The sequence below is a fragment of the Pseudoduganella guangdongensis genome, from assembly GCF_009857475.1.
Taxonomy (GTDB): Bacteria; Pseudomonadota; Gammaproteobacteria; order Burkholderiales; family Burkholderiaceae_D; genus Rugamonas; species Rugamonas guangdongensis.
Genome location: NZ_WWCJ01000013.1, coordinates 84637 through 100434, shown reverse-complemented (window position 1 = coordinate 100434; position 15798 = coordinate 84637). Strand labels below are relative to the sequence as shown.

Below are 15798 nucleotides of genomic sequence, written 5' to 3'. Positions count from 1 at the left end.
TCATCCTAATGTCATAGTATTGCTCCTCTCCAGCATTGTCAAGCGGGCAATGTTTAGGGGTGACAAACCTCCTGCAACAGGCCGGTTTCCATTTCCGAGGCGAGCACCCTCCAACAACCGCTGGCGCGGCTAATGCAGTCGAAATAGGCCGCCTCGACCGCCACCGGTCGTCAGAACTGCCAGCGCAGGGACGCCAACAGACTACGTTCGGCCTGGTGCTGCGGTTCGCCAATCAAGTCTCGAGCGGAGCGATCACTGCGCACGAACAAGGATTCGAACATCAGAGTCCAGCCGTCGGCCAGCGGCAGCCGGTAGGCCAGCGCCAGCGCATGGCCGCGCTCATTGTTCGGATCATCGGGCAGGATATCGTGTTCACTGGTGCTGAACCGATCGTAGCGCAGCGCCAGCGTGGCGCGGCCGATGCGGCGGCTGGCCAGGGCATACCAGGCGCGAAAATCGAGTGCGACGCCATTGGCTCCCATCAGCGTATCGCCGCGCATGGCCTGCGCCAGCAATTCCCAGCCCGGCGCGGGACGCCAGGCCAGACTGGCATGATGAAAACGCGTCCGCCATCCATACTGACCGCCCTGCACCGCCAGCGGATTGGCACGGTTATCGTAATGGAGCGCCGCCAACTCCAGTCCTGGCCCAGACCGCAGGTTGGTGCCCACATAGTAGCCGGGCCGGCCGTCGATTTCGCGGAACGGATGGATGGTGCGCGACTGGCGCGGAATGGCGCCATCAGCCCGGTACACCGGCAGATCGGCCAGTTGCAGCGCCTCGTTGCGTCCAGCGATGCGGTCGCTGATTGACCAGCCACGCCAGGCCAGCAAGGTGCCGGCCGGATCGTTGCCGGTGAAGACAGCCGCGACCACGCCGACGTCATACGGCGCATCGACATGGCGCCCCATCCGGCGCGCGCTCCACTCCACGCCATTGGTGCGCAGCTCCTCGCCAATCCAGCTGTTGATGGCCGCGCTGGAAATGGTGCGCGTTGGCGTCCAGCCCAGGCCTTCGTAGTCGATTTCGACGCTCGTAGGCGGGAAAAAATACCCCGCCTTGACGCGCATCTTCCACGCGCCGGCCGGAACCGGGCTCCAGACGAACCAAGCTTCGCGCATGTCGACTACATTGTGGTGCCGGTCATCGCCACTCAACTCCACGCCAGCACTGACGGTATCGAGCACATCGAACTCCGCGCGCAGCACCGCCTGCCCGATGCTCAGGGCTGGCGCCGCGGTGTCATAGCGCGTCTTGCCCATGCCGCCATCCAGGAAGCTGCGCCCCGCATTGGAATGCCCGGCGCGCAGATCGAGCGAGCCGTGCAATTCGGCGGCATAGGATTCGGTGGCCAGCAAAGCCAGGGCCAGTGGCAGGATTCGGTATGTCATGGCAGCATTTTACTCGTCTTGGTTGCCCCCATATGGCACCCCCGCAGCCGGCTGGTAGCTGGTGTTTCAGGCAATGCAGCGAGAAGGGGCATGCGATTGGACTGACCTATAGCCTGCCACTGCCGAGTATCTTTTCCTTGATGCTGGAATCCATGTTAGTCGACAGCGAACGTGCCGCCCCCATTAACTGGAGAAAACAGGAAGGAATTCGAAGGTAGCGTGATGTCATCTCTGCGATGGCAGTTCTGAGGATTGCCCCGACCAGGACTTTCTGCGGAAGGTCGCCCTTCACTGAGCGATAGCGAGCTGAGGGACAAGTCAAGTGGGGTTGGCGCCGACAATCCGTCCACTACCATTGGCATTCAATTCAATGCCCCATACGTCAGCCGCTCTCTGAAGCAAAATGCCTTCTGAATAAGCTACATTGTTGTCAGCATATGCCAGTTCCCACATCGCCTCCCATACGCGTAGCCGCAGCTCAGGATGCCTGATCTCCCCAATGCACTGATCGATCATTTCGGCTTCAACTTTTACCAAGCCGTTAGCGGTGGTCGGAAGATCAGCGGTCAACTCCTGGAGGACCTGATCGAAGACATCTTCATCAATCCTGGCATAGTCGAGTAAGCTCAGTCGGTAAGTAGCCGCAATCTCGGGCGGCGATCCTCCGCCGTCGCTTATGACGGTCAAAGCAAGCAAGCGGAAAACAGCTTGCGGGCTATCAGACGGGTAGGAACGCATAGCATTTCCTTGCCAAACAGGTTTTATAGGTGCTAAGTATTGCATTACCAGATCACCTGCGGCACACGCTTACTGTTAAAGGTGAGCTATGACGTGCTAACGCATAGCCCATCAGGACAATATAGGTTTGCTAGCGCGGCCGTACGATATTTTGGCGCCCCATGTGACTTGAGACCGATCCGTCCTCGAAATCCACGGTGTCAGGACTGGGATCTGTCGCGAGGGGAGATCCCCTAAACTTCAGCCAGACGAGCAAGTTGGTAATAAAAATCGGCATTGTGAACCCAATTCCTCCAAGCGAACCCGCCCCCAGCACTATTGTCGGGATCAGCACCACTTCGGCAAGCCGCCCCAGCGCGGCCGACCTGCCTGTTAAGCTAGCTGCGGCGCCCACTCCGACAGCAGGGTATTTAGCAGGCTGGTGTCAGGCAATGGCATGCCCAGGCTGCCGTGCATCTTGCCCGTAGCAACTGCCTTCAAGCCGCCGCCTGATGGGTGCCATTGATAACGCGCATTACACGCAGGGCAATCGGCATGGTCGCCGGCCTGCGTCGATTTGTAGCGCTGAATGACCGGGCCACAGCTGGCACAAGCGCCGAGCGGAATGCCTTCTTCGCTATGGCCGACGATATGGTCGAACGCTCCGTCCCGCCCCAGGGCGACAAAGCGCATCGCCAGCGCGGCGTCGAACTGGCGACCTGCCGCCTTCTCGATAATATCCAAGGCCCCCCCAATGGCCATGCCCTTACGGTAAGGCCGCGTGCTCGTCATGGCGTCGAAGGCATCGCAGATGCCGATCAGGCGCGCATCCATTGGGATATCGTTGGCCGCAAGTGCCATCGGATAGCCGCGTCCGTCCGGCGTTTCATGGTGGCAGAGCACCACATCCATGACGAGATGGGCCAGCGGATGCTGGGCCAGGATCCGCTGGCCAATGCTGGGATGAGTCTTGATGACGGCGTATTCATCGTCATCCAGCTTACCCGGCTTGCGCAAGATCGCATCGGGCACACCGATCTTGCCGATGTCGTGCAGGAAGCCGGCCAGCGCAATGCGTCGCACTTCCTCTTCGGCCAGGCCGGACGCGCGGCCCAGTGCCTCGGCCATTCTGGCAACGCGCCACAGGTGGCCACCTGTATAAGGGTCGCGTGCTTCCACGATCCACGCCATCAGCATCAGGCTGCGCAGCAGGCCAGTTTGCACCAGGCCGTCATGGGGAATCGTCGTGGTGCTTTCCATCATCGGGGATATCTTTAAGGTCAATTTGGATCAAAGGCGAAGAGTTCGCTGTATTTAGGGCGCAACAGCACGCCAAGTGCTCAACGCCATAGCTACCCGGCGATTCTGCGAGAACAAGGCCGCGGGCGCGAAGACAACGAACCCCCTGGCTTGCGCCAAGGGGTTTGGTGGGAACACCAGGTGGGTCAGTATCCACGGCCACGCCCTGCACAGGTGTGGCACCGAGCGCCCCAGCGAAAGCAGGTACTCGCGTAGCGAGCAGCCACTTAGTTGGCCGAAACTTTCGGGAAGTCGATGTCGGTCTGGGCGACGTTGTTCACGTAATTGGTCAGCACGTTCAGGGCGACGACCAGCACGATTTCAACGATCTCCGCTTCGCCAAATCCGGCTTGACGCAGCGTGGTCAGGTCGGCATCGCTCACTCGGCCGCGTTCGGCGGCGACGCGATAAGCGAAGTGAAGTGCGGCGGCAATTTTCGGGTCGGTGCTGTGATGGTCGCGGGCCGCAGCGATATCCGCCTCGCTCAGCTTCGCCACGTGCAGGCCAAGGTAGGTATGCGCCGACAGGCAATAGTCACAGCCATTGTATTGGGCAATGGCCAGTGCGATACGCTCGCGCAACGCTGCGCTGAGCGTCCCCTTGCTTAGCGCGCCACTGAGCGACAGGTAGCCTTCCAGTGCAGCCGGGCTATGGCCTACCAGCTTCATCAAATTGGGCACCACACCTAGTTGCTGCTTCACGGCAGCCAGCAATGGCTTGCTCGCTGCGAGGGTTTGTTCATCGGTAGGGATAGTAATCCGGCTCATGCTGCGCTCCTTAGTTAGGCAAGTGGGGTAAGTGTCATCCGTATCAGCGTAGCGCGCTGCGAATGGTGCTACTTTGCCAGAGCAAGGAATTTAGAAGAATACACGCTAAAGGCAATAGACTATTTCATTCATTGGAATAATGATGCCTCCACTCGCCCGACGGCGTATAAGACAACCCGTACAGTCCATATGCTAGTCCGACCAGATTGGAAATTGACTACCAGGGCATCGGCTGGTCCCGCAACGCACACTTTCGAGTGCAGCGATCAATAGCCGGATCAGCGACGAGCTGCGAACCAAGGAAACCGTGAAGTTGACGGGAAGCCCGGTTATTAAACAGGCCTGAACGCCAACATCGGGCAACGGTTGGAACTCGCCCTCCTTCGGTATGACAACCGTGCGAATCCTTGTCGGTCCACAAAGGCCAATTGGAGACAACAGGAAGCCATTCGAACGTAGCGTGATGTGATGCCCTCTTTGCGATGGCAGTTCTGAGGAACGCCGCGGCCAAGAGCTTTCGAGACAGCTGATCTTCACGCCGAAGCGGTCATCGGGTGCCCAACGTCCCGCTGCAAGACGCCATCTTTGCCATTGCGTTTGATCTGGTACATTAGTTGGTCTGAGAAATGCAGGACCTCCTCAAACGATTCCGGCGCAGTATAGAAAGTTGCCACGCCAACGCTCGCAGTGACTGCAACACCTTCCTTGATGTACAGGAGACGGAGGCAACTGCGCACTTCCTCGCCCAGTCTTCGCCCCCCATCTCTGCCCGTAGCAGGTAGGATCACCGCGAACTCATCTCCACCTATCCTGACAGCTAAGTCGCTTCGGCGAAGGAACTCACGTAAGCCCTCCGCCGTTGCGCGCAAGACCCGGTCACCGCCCTTATGGCCATGACTGTCGTTTACCGACTTGAAATTATCCAGGTCGATGTACATCAGGCTCAGGCACTCGCCGCTGCGACGCATGCGCGCCAACTCGACGTCGCCCCGCAACACGCAGGCACGCCGGTTCTGCAGGCCGGTGAGCGGATCGGTCAGACTCAGTTCCGCCAACGCCCGCCCCATAGTTTGCAACCGGCCCCAGGCAATCACCACCAACACCGACATTAACAGCCGCGCCGCCGCCGTGACGAGGTCCGGAACCGCAAAGCCGGGGTTGACGAACCAAGCGATCGCGACATTACAAGCGACACACAGAATGCTCATCAGGATGCCAGCAACCTGCCCGAGGCCGTTCGTTACCAGCAAGATCGGCATCAAATAGAAGACGAACAAATGGACGTCCGGCCCACTCACGAAATCGAGCCAGGCAATACCCGCGATTAACAGCGTGATGAGGCCAGCCCGTAGCACGCGCTGCCAGCGCCCCGAGTCTTGACCATCGGGCGCCCAGTGCATTGCACCAAGTTCGGCTTCCGGCCTGAATAAGAGCGACTTCAAGGGCTTAGCTCCCGACACAAAGTCAATTGAAGACCGGCTCCCGCATCCTGGCCGGCCATCTGGAAACAAGAACTGATTATAGGGTCATTTTTTGCATTTGCACAAATACTTAACAGAACGTGGGTGCGCAAAGAGTTCTGTCCAGTGGATACATGGCCGCGTACAATGTTGCCGTCACCAAAATTCAATTGACGCCATGCCTGCCATTGACTCCACCGAACCATCCGTCCGTGTATTGCGGCAGTTCCGCATTCTATTCAATGCGGTACGCACCCACTTCCGGGAGGTCGAACGGACCGCCGGTATCGGGGGAGCGCAGTTATGGGCACTTAGCGTCATCGGCCAGCGCCCAGGGATTGGCGTCAGCGAACTCGCGCGCGCTCTCGATATCCATCAGACCACCGCCAGCAACCTGGTCAAGGCTCTGGTCGAGCAGGCGCTGATCGCCACCCAACCAAGCGAAACTGATCGGCGCGCCGTAGCACTCAGCGTCACGCTTCAAGGAAAGAGAATTCTCAAGTCTGCCCCCACTCCGTTTAGTGGGGTTCTACCGGCAGCGCTTCAGAAAATGACGCCCAAGCAGTTGGCCCGCCTGGAAAAGGACCTTGGAGCGTTGATCGTCGAGGTTGCGCCAAAAGCGAACGCTGCGCGCACGCCATTGGCAGACCTATGACCCTTCGCTTTCCGGCACCTCGGCGGGGCGCTTACGATTTTTCTGGATGATGGCCCACATGATCAATGCGTACTCGAGCAGGCGCAGGATATAAATGTGTGGCCCGTCCAGATTGGCTGATGGCCAGACAAAGGCCAACCGATGCGCCGACTCCAACACGAAGGCCAGCGCAAAGTATAAGAACAAACGGTCGCTGGTGTGATGCCAAAAACGCAGGAAGAACAGAGCAATCGTGAGTGCCGCCATGCAGATGGCGCCGCTGAGCCACGCGTTAAGCATTACTCGTCCTCCCACACAAGCCCATACAACAGTGGCAATAAGGCGATCAAGCCAACAATAAGCCTTACGGTCGACAGATCGGTGTCGGGCATGACAAGGCGGTCGATGATCAGTAAGAGATTTGCGGCGAACATGCCTGCAAAGCACAGGCCACACCAGAATAGCAGACGGTGCCGCGTATTCCGATAGCTACGCAATACCAATACCGCACAGGCCAGCGCAGTAATGGCACACAGGAAATAGATCAAACTAGCCATTGCTACTTGTCCTTTCTCCAAACAAACGCTTCTGCCAGCATCTTCGCCTTCCCTCCCGCACGCGAATGGATCAGCGTACTGATCGCGATCAGGTTCGCGATATATGCCTGCGCGACGCGATCTATCAACTCGGCCAGCTCACCGGATACCGGGGCATAAGAATAGGCATTGGTCTTTCCTTGGATCAACTGGACAACTCCATCATCTCGCAATTGTTGCAGTAGAAGATCGGCTTGTCCTTCACTCAGATAAAGCCTGCGCGCCACTTGCTCAGCCTCCCAGCAAACATCCCGCTTTTCACGCAACAACAGTATCGCTTCCATATATGGAACCGAGGGCACGCGGGTAAGCACGTAGCGCCGAATGTCATCAGGGATTGGTGTATTTTCCATATTCTGCTATGAGAGCCCGACTGCCCTAGGTTCGTCAGAGCTCTTGCTTACGAGGATTTTATATTGCACCAAATGTGTATATGGTGCAAGAATACGGCCTGTAACGTGCGCCCAAGTGCTGTACACAACAATAACAGGAGGCAATTATGCTCGAACTCAGTAGCCATCTGCAGCTGCTTACGTGGCCATTTGCATTGGCCATGGCATGGGTGCTTGGTGAAGTCTTCAACCGCTTCACGCACCTGCCGCGCATCAGCATTTACGCGATACTTGGCTTCGCATTTGGCAATAGCGTATCGGCCTTCCTGGCCAACCAAAATGCCGAACTGCTGATGATCGGGGCCAACCTCGCCTTTGGCCTGATGCTTTTTGAGCTTGGCTACCGTATCAATATTGCGTGGTTGCGCGACAATCCGTGGATTGCCTTGACGGGCGCTTTGGAAAGCCTGCTCACCTTTGCTGTCGTCGTATTCCTGGCCAAGTTCGCTGGACAGTCATCTCTCGCCGCCTGGCTTTTGGGTGCCTTAGCCATGTCCACTTCGCCCGCCAGCGTGCTACGCGTGATCAACGAGGAGCGCGCCGCCGGCCAGGTCACGGAACGTGTGTTGCATCTGACGGCAATCAATTGCGTCATGGCCGTGTGCATGTTCAAGATCATCCTTGGCGTCGGCGTCTACCAGAGCTCAGGCGACTGGATGAGCGCCGGCTGGCACAGCATGTTTGTTCTACTGGTCTCCGCAGGGATTGGTGTGACGGCTGGGGTTATCGTTCCGGCCTGGCTGCGGCGCATGGGCCGCTTGAGTGCTGATGGGACGATCGCCTTCGCCTTTGGCGTCCTGCTGCTTGTTTCGCTCACACACGTATTAAAGCTCTCGCCGATCGTTGCGGCATTGACCTTTGGCCTGGTTGCGCGCCATCGTCGAGTCAGTTTGAGCCGCACGCAGCGCAATTTCGGGGTGCTGGGCGACCTGCTAAGCGTTCTCCTGTTCTTCTATGTGGCCAGCACCATCGCGTGGGAGCATGCCTGGGCCGGTGCACTGCTGGGCGTGACGCTGGTGCTCGCGCGCATGGCCATCAAGATCGCGGTCAGCAGCGCCACGGCCCGCGCCAGCGGCATCACGCTGCGTAAAGGTTACCTGACCGGCATAGCGCTGGCGCCGATGTCCGTCTTCGCCTTGCTCCTGCTCGAACAGTCGCGCTATATGGAATTGCAGTTGGTGGACCGGCTCGACGCCCTGGCAGCCATGGCCCTACTACTGGAGGTGGCCGGTCCCGCACTTACCTATCTCGCCCTGCGCCTTGCGCGCGAAACCCAAAGCGAGCGAAAGGACTAATATGCCGCTGCAGCCATTCTCCCAATCGGCCGCCTTGAGCATGGGCGTCGAGCTTGAACTGCAACTGGTCAGTGCCAGTGATTACGATCTGTCGCCCGCCTCGCCGGATATGCTCGATCTGCTGGGACGCCGCCCGTTTCCCGGCAATGTCACGCCCGAGATCACCGAAAGCATGATCGAGATTAACTCGTCGGTCCAGACCGCACACGGTCCCTTACTGCAGCAGCTGCAGGAAATTCGGGATCTGCTGGTGGTGGCCGGCAAGCGCCTGAATGTTGGCGTATGCGGCGGTGGCACGCACCCTTTCCAGCGCTGGAATGAGCGGCGCATCTACGCCAAGCCGCGCTTCAAGGAAGTCTCCGCGCTCTACGGCTATCTCGCGAAACAGTTCACAGTATTTGGCCAGCACGTGCATATCGGCTGCGCTTCCGGCGACGACGCGCTGTTCCTTTTACACTCTTTGAACCGCTTTGTGCCGCACTTCATCGCGCTGTCCGCATCCTCGCCGTTTATCCAGGGCAGCGATACCTTGTTTAACTCTGCCCGCCTGAACTCGGTCTTTGCCTTTCCTCTTAGTGGACGCGCACCGTTCCTACTCGACTGGTCCAGCTTTGAAAGCGACTACTTCGCCCATATGGAGCAAACAGGCGTCGTGAAGAGCATGAAGGATTTCTACTGGGACATTCGCCCTAAGCCGGAGTACGGAACGATCGAACTGCGCGTCTGCGATACCCCGCTCACGGTTGAGCGCGCAGCAGCGCTGGCGGGCTACCTGCAAGCGCTGTGCGCCTGGCTGCTTGATCGCAACGAACCACCGCCACAGGAGAAAGACTACCTGGTCTACAACTACAACCGTTTCCAAGCGTGCCGCTTTGGCCTCGATGGAACGCTGGTCCATCCACAGCGGCATGAAAGCATCGTACTGCGTGAGGATATCCTGACGACGTTGCGCAAGCTGGAGCCGTATGCGCGCACGCTTGGCAGCAGCGCCGCGCTGGACCACATCTATCAGGTGACCCATACCGGTGGCGACGCCCACTACCTGCGCACCCAGTTTGACGAGCGAGGCAGCGTCGAGGGCATGGTGGCCGCTGCGATCGAGCGCTTCCAGCAAGCGCCGGCGACGGACTTAAGAGCAAATCCCGATTGAGAAGGACCGCCACTTTGACCGAAAACCAAGCTGCGCCCCGCTCCCATCGCTTCAGCCTGCTGCACGACAAGGCGGATGATGACGTTATCGACAGCGCGCTGCGCGCCGGCGTCGAATTGCGGGGCGCCACGCCATGGATCCTGATCTTCGCCATCGTTATCGCCTCGATCGGACTCAACATCAATTCGCCGGCAGTCATTGTCGGCGCCATGCTCATTTCGCCGCTCATGGGACCGATCGTAGGGATCGGCTACGGCATTGGCATTTATGACTTTGCCCTGATCCGGCGCTCGGGTCGATGTAGGCGTACTCAAAGCGGATATCGTCGGCGAGATTTTTCGTGACACTCAGCAGGGCTTGCGCGAGAGCATCGAGGTTCCAACATTGACTGCCGCCTGCAAGCGCCCACTCGCCGCAGCGGAAGCCAGTCGCGCCACTGCCTGGCTCCAGGGTCGCACCAAGAATGAGCTGGCACGGCTGACACTGGAGGACCGCCGGAAGTGCCGTTAGGCGAACCTCAGCGCGTTGGCACTGCGCCTCGAGCTGGCGCCCGGTGCGCCATGCATCGGGCTGCCATTCGACCAACCTCCCTTACCTCTTGCTAACCATCGCACCGCACGCCTCACGATGAACTCCCAACAAGATGCCGCACGCCGTGCAAATCGTGACGAGCGCGGTTCCGCCGTAAGTAAGAAATGGCAATGGGATACCAACGACCGGCGCCATCCCGCTCACCATCGCGATGTTGACGAACACATAGGTGAAAATGATCATCGCCATTGCCGCCGCCAGCAGGCGTGAGTAGAGGGTCGCGGCGCCGATCGAAATCTGCATGCCGCGTACGATCAGAAAGGAAAACAAAAGGAGCAGCGCCACGATGCCGGCCAACCCGAACTCTTCCGAGAACACTGACAGCACCATGTCGGTTGAACGCTCGGGCACGAAGCCAAGGTGCCCCTGGGTGCCCTCCATCCAACCCTTGCCGGTAACGCCGCCGGAGCCGATGGCGATGATCGCCTGCCGAATCTGGAAGCCTTTGCCCAGCGGATCGGCCTCCGGGTTGAGCAGGGTCAGGATGCGGTCGCGCTGGTAGTCGTGCAGCAGCGGCCACATGAAGGGGATCGACAGCACCGCCGTACCCGCCATGGCGAACAGCACCTTCCACGGCAACCCGGCCAGAAAAATGATGTAGAAGCCCGCCGCGAACACCAGGATCGAGGTCCCCAGGTCCGGCTGCTTGAGGATCATCAGCACCGGCACCATCAGCAAGGCTCCGGCAACCAGGAACAGGCGCAGCCGCCGGATATCCGAGTAGGTATGGAAGTACCATGCCAGCATCAACGGCGTGGCGATCTTCATCAACTCCGATGGCTGGAATTCGAATCCGATATGCAGCCAGCGCTGCGACCCCTTCTTGATCGTGCCAAAAAGGTCGACCGCCAGCAACAACAGCACGCCCGCGCCATACAGGTAGGGGCCAAAGCGCATCAGCGTCGTAGGCGGCATATTCGCGATGACCACCATGATCCCGACCGCCACCGCGATGTTCCTCAGATGCAGAGCGAAGCGGCCAGGGAAGTCATAAGCTGCGGAATACATGGTCAGCGTACTGAGCGCCAACAGCAACAACAACAGCACCAGCAGCGTCTTGTCGAAATACAGAAAGCTTGTCAGGCGGGATAACAATGGGGAGGAGTATGGACTGCGCATGCGGGTTACGGGAATCAAGGAAGCGAAAAACGGGGGGGCGAAATGCACGCCTGCTACAACCGCCTAGCGGGCAAACAGCGCGGGCATCTTCATGTTGCGCATAACGGTGGTGGAAACGCTTCCCAATATGAGTTCGCGCAGACGGGAATGACCATAGCCACCCAGGACTAACAGGTCGGAACCTGACGCACGGGCATGGTCTAGCATGGCTTCGCCGATATCGACGTTGCGGCGCGCGCGCAGGAAGCGGGTGCGTGCATTCACGCCATGGGACGCCAGGAAGGTCGCCAGTGAATCAATTTCACCCGGAACATTGAAACCGTCATCGGTCGAGTATGTGACCGCCTCCACCACGTCCGCCCTGGCCAGCAACGGGATCGCGGCCGACACTGCGCGGGCCGCTGCGGCGCTGCCATCCCAGGCCAGCAGCACGCACTTGCCGCACGTCGCGCCGGCATAGCCATCGGGCACCACCAGCACCGGGCGCGCGGCATTGCGCAACAACATTTCCGGCAAGGTGCGCCAGCCATTGCGCGCCCGACGCCGGTCAAGGGCCTGGCCAATCACTGCCAGGTCCGCAAACATCATCTCCTCCGCCAGCTCACGCTCGGAACGCCCATTCAGGCGCCGCACTTCCGCGCTAATGCCAGCCTCGCCCGCCAACTCGCGCAACTGCTCCAGCGCGCCGCTGGCAGAATCGATCTTGTCCATCATGTGCCGGGCCAGCGTTTCGTTGCCGGTCTCGATCAGTCCCGGCGCCAGCAGCATCTCGATGCCGGAACAAGCCAGCGCCACCAAGCGGGCATCGAATGCCTGCGCCAACTGCACGGCAACACGTCCGACGCCGGCATCAAACGGCGGACCGGCATGCACCAGAATGGTCTTGTAGGGCGTCATGTCATCTCCTCGGTTACGCTCGATTCATCGTGAGGCGTCGATCTTGGCCCGCAGCTCCTCGCGCTGGCGGTCGACCTGGAAGTCCGCAGCGCCAAGCGGCATGCCGGCCGCCGTCAGCGCGAAGGACGCCATCTGCAGCCCCGATTCCACCGCCTCGGATACCACTTCGGATGCCCCGGCCGACTTCAACGCGCGCGCATGCCGTTCGTCGCGGGCCCGCGCCAGCAGGTACAGCTCCGGGTAGTGCCGCCGCAAGACGCCAACAGCGTGCAACGCGGCGCGCGGATCGTCCATAGTCAGCACCACGCATGCCGCCCGCGTGATGCCGAGCCGCTGCAACATCTCAGGCAGGGACGCATCGCCAGTGAAGACGCATTCCTCGTGGCGCGCGCGGCGCGCCACCTCGACCAGGTGGCGGTCGCGCTCCACCGCGACATAGGCATAACCCTGCTTCTTCAGCACATCGGCCACCAACTGGCCGACGCGCCCATAGCCGCCGATGATCACATGCCCGCTCAGATGCCCCAGCGCACCGCTGGCGAGCGTCGGCGCATGGTCGTCGATGGGTTCGCCGCGCCGCACCAGCATGCTGCCGGCAGCAGCCGCCATCGGTGCCAGCAGCATGCTCAGGCCCACCACCAGCAACAGGAATTGGCTGGCCTCGCGCGTCAGCACCTGCGTGCTGACTGCGTACGCCAGGATGATGAAGGCGAATTCGCCGCCCTGCCCCAGCAGCAAGCCACCGTGCACGGCGCGCCGCCAGCCCAGGCCGCGCAGCAGTAGCGCCACGACCGAACCCTTCAAGGCCAGCAGGGCCAGCACCGAGGCTGGCAACAGCAATGGATACTCGGCCGCCACGCGCAAATCGATCTCCATCCCAACCGACATGAAAAACAGGCCCAGCAGCAAGCCCTTGAAAGGCTCGACGATGATTTCGACCTCGTACTGGAACTCGCTGTCGGCCAGCAACAGTCCCGCGAGCAGCGCCCCCAGCGCCAGCGACAGCCCGCTCCACGCTGTGAGCGCGGCGATCCCCAGGGTTAACAAGAGAATCAAGGCAACAAACACTTCCGGCTGCCGCTGCACCGCCGGTGAGGCGAACAAGGGCCGGGTGACGCGCTTGCCGAGGAAGTACAGGACGCCGATCGTCGCCGCCGCTTGCAGCACGGCCAGCACCAGCGTCAGCCACAAGGCCTGGCCGCCGCCCTGGCCCAGCCCTTCCACCAGAATCAGTGCCGGCACCACCGCCAGGTCCTGCAGCATCAGGATGGCGAAGCATTTCTGGCCCAGCGTGGTGCGCAGGGTATGCTGGCGGCTCATCAGGTCCATCACCACCGCCGTGCTCGACATGGCCAGCGTGATGCCGATGGCGGCGGCGGCCGCGCCGCTATTGCCGAACGCGAAGGCGAACAGGCCGAGCACGATCCCGCTCACCGCGACCTGCGCCAGCCCGGTGCCGAACACGTCGCGTCGCAGCGCCCACAGACGGCCGGGCGACAGCTCCAGTCCGATCATAAACATCAGGAACACGATGCCAAGTTCCGCCACCGGCTTGATCACCGCCACATCCTGGAAGCTGGCCCAGGCCAACGCCGGCACGGCGGGCAGCCAGCTGGCAAAGCCGTGCGGCCCGAACAGGATGCCGACCAACAGGAAGCCCACTGTCTGGTTGACGCGCAGGCGTTGCAGCACCGGCACCAGAATGCCGGCCAGAGCCAGAAACAGCAGCGCCTCGCGCAAATGATGGACGGTCATACGGTCCTTCCGCTAACGTAGCGTTAAACAATCAATGATGCGAACCGGGGCCGGCTTCCGGTCGCTCTCCCATCACCTGCACCTGCGTCCTTGACATTACAGAGTGGGCGCGCCGTTTCCCAGCCCACAGCCAACTGCATCGTTCCGTTTATCTCGCCTGCGCTGCGGACGGCGCGGGACAGATCGCCACGTGCCACCTCCACAAACAACACTTCAGGGGGAAGTAAAAAGGGGGCCTCGTCCTTGCCGCCGTCACGCCGCGTTACAGTACTCGGAACGCAATGGCGGCGACAACCGTAGGAACCAGCGCGCCCAGCAACAGGAATTCCGCCCGGATAGCGCCGTCCTCGAAGCCTTCGCGCAAAATCGCGGCGCCCGCCGGATTGGGGGCGTTAGCAATAATGGTCAACCCGCCGCCAGTCACCGCCCCGGCAACCAGCGCCACCTGAAACTGCGGTGTCAAGCCCGGCACCTGCGACGCCAGGTAGGTCAGCGCCGCATTGTCGGTGATCGCGGTCAGTGCCGCAGTGCCATAGAACACGGCGTCCGCATCAAGCCCCAGGAGCAGCGGCTCCAGCCACCAGCCCTGCTGGCCGCCCAGTACGACCAGGCCGCCCAGGAAGAACGCCACCAGCAGCGCCTCTTTCAGGATCAATGGATCCTGGTAGCGCGGATAGGCTTGTGCGATCCCGAGGAAGAACAGGAGCGCGCCCATGAAGACCGCCGGGTGGTGCGAGAACATCACCACCAGCACCAGGAAAGCGATGTGCACCAGCACCATCGGCAATGGCACAGGATCGACCCGCTCAGGCTCGCCGTCGATGCTCGCCAGCTCTTTGCGGAACCAAACGGCAACCAAGGCAGCATTGACGACGATGGCGACGACCGCCTTCCAGCCAAAGGTGGCCAGCATAAATGGTACGTTCCAGTTCCACACGCCCGCCACCATCAGTACCGGGGGCGCCGCGAAGGTGGTCAGCGTGCCGCCGATCGAAACGTTGACAAACAAGGTGCCCAGCGTGGCGTACTTCAGCCGCGACGACAGCTGATGACGATAGACGTTCTCGCGCAGCATCAGCGCCGCCAACGTCATCGCGGCCGGTTCGGTGATGAACGAGCCCAGCACCGGTACCACCGTAAGCACCAACACGTACAGCGCGATATTGGGCGACAGCGGCAGCCGGCGCGCCAGGAAGCCTATCGCGCGCGCGGCAAACTGCAGGATCGGGCGCGTGCCGGCGATCACCATGATGGCGAACACAAACAGCGGCTCGGTAAAGTTGCGGCTGTCAAGATAGCGCGTGGCGTCATCTTTGCCGACGATGGCGAACATGAACAGGATCAGCACCATCGCCCAGAAACCAAACACCACTTCCACTTCACCCAGCAAATGCCAAATGCCAGCGTGGCGCGATTGGCGGTGCGCCATACGCTCGAACAATCCGGTGGAAAACGTGTGCAGGACGGCGATGCCGAACAGTGCTGCGCCGAGCAGCTCAACAAAGGATGGGTGCATCTGAAAGTAAGGGCGTGAACAATTGCACGTGGCGGCCCGACCGACGCGAATCCTGTCGCACCAGATTGTGCGAGCACCCTTGTTGCTAATTATACCCTGCCTTCATTCCAGGACGCCACCGCGAATGATTTGGCGCGGCGGCGCCATGGTTACGCCTACCCGAAAGGCCGATGCTGACGAGTTTTGCTTCACCGTGCCACTGGCATAATATGTATCAAA

At 60.6% G+C, this 15798-nt stretch carries 16 protein-coding genes; 4 read left to right on the top strand and 12 right to left on the bottom strand.

The genetic code is table 11. The features are described 5' to 3' along the window. Positions 1–170 precede the first annotated feature (170 nt). From GTP41_RS18360 to GTP41_RS18340, 5 genes are all read right to left on the bottom strand, one after another. Positions 171–1391: a hypothetical protein gene (locus GTP41_RS18360; RefSeq protein WP_161027028.1), complete on the bottom strand. Its 1221-nt coding sequence runs from the start codon at positions 1389–1391 to the stop codon at positions 171–173. Between the two features lie 318 nt (positions 1392–1709). Continuing rightward, positions 1710–2129, bottom strand: a complete 420-nt coding sequence (locus GTP41_RS18355; protein ID WP_161027027.1) for a TerB family tellurite resistance protein — start codon at positions 2127–2129, stop codon at positions 1710–1712. 372 nt (positions 2130–2501) lie between these two features. Beyond that, positions 2502–3371, bottom strand: a complete 870-nt coding sequence (locus GTP41_RS18350) for an HD-GYP domain-containing protein (protein ID WP_229502953.1) — start codon at positions 3369–3371, stop codon at positions 2502–2504. A gap of 263 nt (positions 3372–3634) precedes the next feature. Beyond that, the gene (locus tag GTP41_RS18345) at positions 3635–4174 is read right to left on the bottom strand and encodes a carboxymuconolactone decarboxylase family protein (protein WP_161027026.1); all 540 of its coding nucleotides are present in this window, start codon (positions 4172–4174) and stop codon (positions 3635–3637) included. A 533-nt stretch (positions 4175–4707) separates the two neighbouring features. Further along, positions 4708–5616, bottom strand: a complete 909-nt coding sequence (locus GTP41_RS18340) for a GGDEF domain-containing protein (RefSeq protein WP_161027025.1) — start codon at positions 5614–5616, stop codon at positions 4708–4710. 196 nt (positions 5617–5812) lie between these two features. Here GTP41_RS18340 and GTP41_RS18335 point away from each other — a divergent pair, with 196 nt between their 5' ends. Further along, positions 5813–6289 carry a MarR family winged helix-turn-helix transcriptional regulator gene (locus tag GTP41_RS18335; protein WP_161027024.1) on the top strand — a complete coding sequence of 159 codons (477 nt, stop codon included), beginning with the start codon at positions 5813–5815 and terminating at the stop codon, positions 6287–6289. Here GTP41_RS18335 and GTP41_RS18330 read toward each other — a convergent pair. From GTP41_RS18330 to GTP41_RS18320, 3 genes are read right to left on the bottom strand one after another with little or no spacing between them, the layout of a single operon-like run. Continuing rightward, positions 6284–6568 carry a DUF5985 family protein gene (locus tag GTP41_RS18330; protein ID WP_161027023.1) on the bottom strand — a complete coding sequence of 95 codons (285 nt, stop codon included), beginning with the start codon at positions 6566–6568 and terminating at the stop codon, positions 6284–6286. The two genes, GTP41_RS18335 and GTP41_RS18330, sit on opposite strands and share 6 nt — an antisense overlap. Beyond that, positions 6568–6825: a DUF5985 family protein gene (locus GTP41_RS18325; RefSeq protein WP_161027022.1), complete on the bottom strand. Its 258-nt coding sequence runs from the start codon at positions 6823–6825 to the stop codon at positions 6568–6570. Before GTP41_RS18325 ends, GTP41_RS18330 begins: the two co-directional genes overlap by 1 nt. Positions 6826–6827: 2 nt before the next feature. Then, on the bottom strand, positions 6828–7217 hold the full coding sequence (locus GTP41_RS18320) for a site-specific integrase (RefSeq protein WP_161027021.1): 390 nt from the start codon (positions 7215–7217) through the stop codon (positions 6828–6830). A 146-nt stretch (positions 7218–7363) separates the two neighbouring features. On the opposite strand from GTP41_RS18320, the gene GTP41_RS18315 reads away from it, so the two are divergent. From GTP41_RS18315 to GTP41_RS18305, 3 genes are read left to right on the top strand one after another with little or no spacing between them, the layout of a single operon-like run. Then, complete coding sequence (locus GTP41_RS18315; RefSeq protein ID WP_161027020.1) at positions 7364–8551, top strand: cation:proton antiporter; 1188 nt, start codon at positions 7364–7366, stop codon at positions 8549–8551. 1 nt (position 8552) lies between these two features. After that, complete coding sequence (locus tag GTP41_RS18310) at positions 8553–9701, top strand: YbdK family carboxylate-amine ligase (protein ID WP_161027019.1); 1149 nt, start codon at positions 8553–8555, stop codon at positions 9699–9701. A 14-nt stretch (positions 9702–9715) separates the two neighbouring features. Continuing rightward, on the top strand, positions 9716–10045 hold the full coding sequence (locus GTP41_RS18305) for a DUF389 domain-containing protein (RefSeq protein ID WP_229502952.1): 330 nt from the start codon (positions 9716–9718) through the stop codon (positions 10043–10045). A gap of 247 nt (positions 10046–10292) precedes the next feature. On the opposite strand, the gene rodA is transcribed toward GTP41_RS18305, so the two are convergent. From rodA to GTP41_RS18285, 4 genes are all read right to left on the bottom strand, one after another. Further along, positions 10293–11411, bottom strand: coding sequence for a rod shape-determining protein RodA (gene rodA, locus GTP41_RS18300; protein ID WP_161027017.1), 1119 nt, complete (start codon positions 11409–11411; stop codon positions 10293–10295). A 63-nt stretch (positions 11412–11474) separates the two neighbouring features. After that, on the bottom strand, positions 11475–12308 hold the full coding sequence (locus tag GTP41_RS18295) for a universal stress protein (RefSeq protein WP_161027016.1): 834 nt from the start codon (positions 12306–12308) through the stop codon (positions 11475–11477). A gap of 24 nt (positions 12309–12332) precedes the next feature. Then, the gene (locus GTP41_RS18290) at positions 12333–14063 is read right to left on the bottom strand and encodes a cation:proton antiporter domain-containing protein (protein ID WP_161027015.1); all 1731 of its coding nucleotides are present in this window, start codon (positions 14061–14063) and stop codon (positions 12333–12335) included. A gap of 262 nt (positions 14064–14325) precedes the next feature. Next, the gene (locus tag GTP41_RS18285; protein ID WP_161027014.1) at positions 14326–15579 is read right to left on the bottom strand and encodes a putative Na+/H+ antiporter; all 1254 of its coding nucleotides are present in this window, start codon (positions 15577–15579) and stop codon (positions 14326–14328) included. Positions 15580–15798 lie beyond the last annotated feature (219 nt).

What these genes read in the sequence shown, in the direction of transcription:
- GTP41_RS18350 (WP_229502953.1), bottom strand. Translation starts at nt 3,371, where the DNA reads ATGATGGAAAGCACCACGACGATTCCCCATGACGGCCTGGTGCAAACT.
- GTP41_RS18330 (WP_161027023.1), bottom strand. Translation starts at nt 6,568, where the DNA reads ATGCTTAACGCGTGGCTCAGCGGCGCCATCTGCATGGCGGCACTCACG.
- GTP41_RS18320 (WP_161027021.1), bottom strand. Translation starts at nt 7,217, where the DNA reads ATGGAAAATACACCAATCCCTGATGACATTCGGCGCTACGTGCTTACC.
- GTP41_RS18290 (WP_161027015.1), bottom strand. Translation starts at nt 14,063, where the DNA reads ATGACCGTCCATCATTTGCGCGAGGCGCTGCTGTTTCTGGCTCTGGCC.
- GTP41_RS18315 (WP_161027020.1), top strand. Translation starts at nt 7,364, where the DNA reads ATGCTCGAACTCAGTAGCCATCTGCAGCTGCTTACGTGGCCATTTGCA.
- GTP41_RS18285 (WP_161027014.1), bottom strand. Translation starts at nt 15,579, where the DNA reads ATGCACCCATCCTTTGTTGAGCTGCTCGGCGCAGCACTGTTCGGCATC.
- rodA (WP_161027017.1), bottom strand. Translation starts at nt 11,411, where the DNA reads ATGCGCAGTCCATACTCCTCCCCATTGTTATCCCGCCTGACAAGCTTT.
- GTP41_RS18360 (WP_161027028.1), bottom strand. Translation starts at nt 1,391, where the DNA reads ATGACATACCGAATCCTGCCACTGGCCCTGGCTTTGCTGGCCACCGAA.
- GTP41_RS18310 (WP_161027019.1), top strand. Translation starts at nt 8,553, where the DNA reads ATGCCGCTGCAGCCATTCTCCCAATCGGCCGCCTTGAGCATGGGCGTC.
- GTP41_RS18295 (WP_161027016.1), bottom strand. Translation starts at nt 12,308, where the DNA reads ATGACGCCCTACAAGACCATTCTGGTGCATGCCGGTCCGCCGTTTGAT.
- GTP41_RS18335 (WP_161027024.1), top strand. Translation starts at nt 5,813, where the DNA reads ATGCCTGCCATTGACTCCACCGAACCATCCGTCCGTGTATTGCGGCAG.
- GTP41_RS18355 (WP_161027027.1), bottom strand. Translation starts at nt 2,129, where the DNA reads ATGCGTTCCTACCCGTCTGATAGCCCGCAAGCTGTTTTCCGCTTGCTT.
- GTP41_RS18325 (WP_161027022.1), bottom strand. Translation starts at nt 6,825, where the DNA reads ATGGCTAGTTTGATCTATTTCCTGTGTGCCATTACTGCGCTGGCCTGT.
- GTP41_RS18345 (WP_161027026.1), bottom strand. Translation starts at nt 4,174, where the DNA reads ATGAGCCGGATTACTATCCCTACCGATGAACAAACCCTCGCAGCGAGC.